Raw genomic sequence first — 2,597 nt, 5'->3', positions numbered from 1 at the left:
GGGGTGACTGCGTACCTTTTGTATAATGGGTCAGCGACTTACATTTTGTAGCAAGGTTAACCGAATAGGGTAGCCGTAGGGAAACCGAGTCTTAACTGGGCGTTTAGTTGCAAGGTGTAGACCCGAAACCGGGCGATCTATCCATGGGCAGGTTGAAGATTGAGTAACATCAATTGGAGGACCGAACTCACTAATGTTGAAAAATTAGGAGATGACCTGTGGATCGGAGTGAAAGGCTAATCAAGCCCGGAGATAGCTGGTTCTCCCCGAAATCTATTTAGGTAGAGCCTCGGACGAATACCATTGGGGGTAGAGCACTGTTTCGGCTAGGGGGTCATCCCGACTTACCAACCCGATGCAAACTCCGAATACCAATGAGTACTATCCGGGAGACACACGGCGGGTGCTAACGTTCGTCGTGAAGAGGGAAACAACCCAGACCGCCAGCTAAGGTCCCCAAGTCATGGTTCAGTGGGAAACGATGTGGGAAGGCATAGACAGCTAGGAGGTTGGCTTAGAAGCAGCCACCCTTTAAAGAAAGCGTAATAGCTCACTAGTCGAGTCGGCCTGCGCGGAAGATGTAACGGGGCTAAACCATGCACCGAAGCTGCGGCAGCATACTTGTATGCTGGGTAGGGGAGCGTTCTGTAAGCCGTTGAAGGTGGATTGAGAAGTCTGCTGGAGGTATCAGAAGTGCGAATGCTGACATGAGTAACGATAATGGGGGTGAAAAACCCCCACGCCGGAAGACCAAGGGTTCCTATCCCATGCTAATCAGGGTAGGGTAAGTCGGCCCCTAAGGCGAGGCTGAGAAGCGTAGTCGATGGGAAACAGGTTAATATTCCTGTACTGCTGCATACTGCGATGGGGTGACGGAGAAGGCTAGGTAATCGCGGCGTTGGTAGTCCGCGTGAAAGTGAGTAGGCAGGGGGATTAGGCAAATCCGGTTCCCTATATGCTGAGACACGAGACGAGCTCCTACGGGAGTGAAGTTACTGATGCCATACTTCCAGGAAAACCCTCTAAGCTTCAGGTATGCAGAACCGTACCCGAAACCGACACAGGTGGTCAGGTAGAGAATACTAAGGCGCTTGAGAGAACTCGGGTGAAGGAACTAGGCAAAATAGTACCGTAACTTCGGGAGAAGGTACGCCCTTATTTGTGAAGGCCTTGCGCCGTAAGCGAATGAGGGCCGCAGTGACCAGGTGGCTGGGACTGTTTATTAAAAACACAGCACTCTGCAAACTCGAAAGAGGACGTATAGGGTGTGACACCTGCCCGGTGCCGGAAGGTTAATTGATGGGGTTAGCGTAAGCGAAGCTCTTGATCGAAGCCCCGGTAAACGGCGGCCGTAACTATAACGGTCCTAAGGTAGCGAAATTCCTTGTCGGGTAAGTTCCGACCTGCACGAATGGTGTAACCATGGCCACGCTGTCTCCACCCGAGACTCAGTGAAATTGAAATCGCAGTGAAGATGCTGTGTACCCGCGGCTAGACGGAAAGACCCCGTGAACCTTTACTACAGCTTGGCACTGAACATTGAACCTACATGTGTAGGATAGGTGGGAGGCTTTGAAGCGTGAACGCCAGTTTGCGTGGAGCCGACCTTGAAATACCACCCTTGTACGTTTGATGTTCTAACGGAGACTGCTGAATCGTGGTCCCGGACAGTGCCTGGTGGGTAGTTTGACTGGGGCGGTCTCCTCCCAAAGAGTAACGGAGGAGCACGAAGGTTGGCTAAGTACGGTCGGACATCGTACGGTTAGTGCAATGGCATAAGCCAGCTTAACTGCGAGACAGACACGTCGAGCAGGTGCGAAAGCAGGTCATAGTGATCCGGTGGTTCTGAATGGAAGGGCCATCGCTCAACGGATAAAAGGTACTCCGGGGATAACAGGCTGATACCGCCCAAGAGTTCATATCGACGGCGGTGTTTGGCACCTCGATGTCGGCTCATCACATCCTGGGGCTGAAGTCGGTCCCAAGGGTATGGCTGTTCGCCATTTAAAGTGGTACGCGAGCTGGGTTTAGAACGTCGTGAGACAGTTCGGTCCCTATCTGCCGTGGGCGTTTGAGAATTGAGAGGGGTTGCTCCTAGTACGAGAGGACCGGAGTGAACGAACCGCTGGTGTTCGGGTTGTCATGCCAATGGCACTGCCCGGTAGCTACGTTCGGAATCGATAACCGCTGAAAGCATCTAAGCGGGAAGCGAGCCTCGAGATGAGTTCTCACTGGAGTGTAATCTCCCTAAAGGGTTGTTGAAGACTACAACGTTGATAGGCAAGGTGTGGAAGCGCTGTAAGGCGTTGAGCTAACTTGTACTAATTGCCCGTGAGGCTTAACTATACAACACCTAAGCGGTGTTGTTGTGTGACATAGAGCGTAAAAGCGAACGAGACATCACTAGGTTAGTGTGTGAGTTATGCTGGCTCAGACTTCGATTTATCAGATTGTTCAAATTATACCCAATTTGTCTGGCGGCCATAGCGACGTGGAACCACCTGAATCCATTCCGAACTCAGAAGTGAAACATGTCAGCGCCGATGGTAGTGTGGGGCCTCCCCATGCGAGAGTAGGACACCGCCAGGCTCCTATTA

General features: G+C 52.1%; 2 rRNA genes. Both read left to right on the top strand.

The features are described 5' to 3' along the window. Positions 1-2,346: ribosomal RNA gene (locus tag CWE13_RS12455) — 23S ribosomal RNA — on the top strand; the annotation flags it as partial. A 127-nt stretch (positions 2,347-2,473) separates the two neighbouring features. After that, positions 2,474-2,589, top strand: a 5S ribosomal RNA gene (rrf, locus tag CWE13_RS12450). The last annotated feature ends 8 nt before the right edge of the window (positions 2,590-2,597 follow it).

It is taken from the genome of Aliidiomarina shirensis (genome assembly GCF_003987345.1).
Lineage (GTDB): Bacteria > Pseudomonadota > Gammaproteobacteria > Enterobacterales > Alteromonadaceae > Aliidiomarina > Aliidiomarina shirensis.
This window is presented reverse-complemented; position numbering and strand designations above follow the sequence as displayed.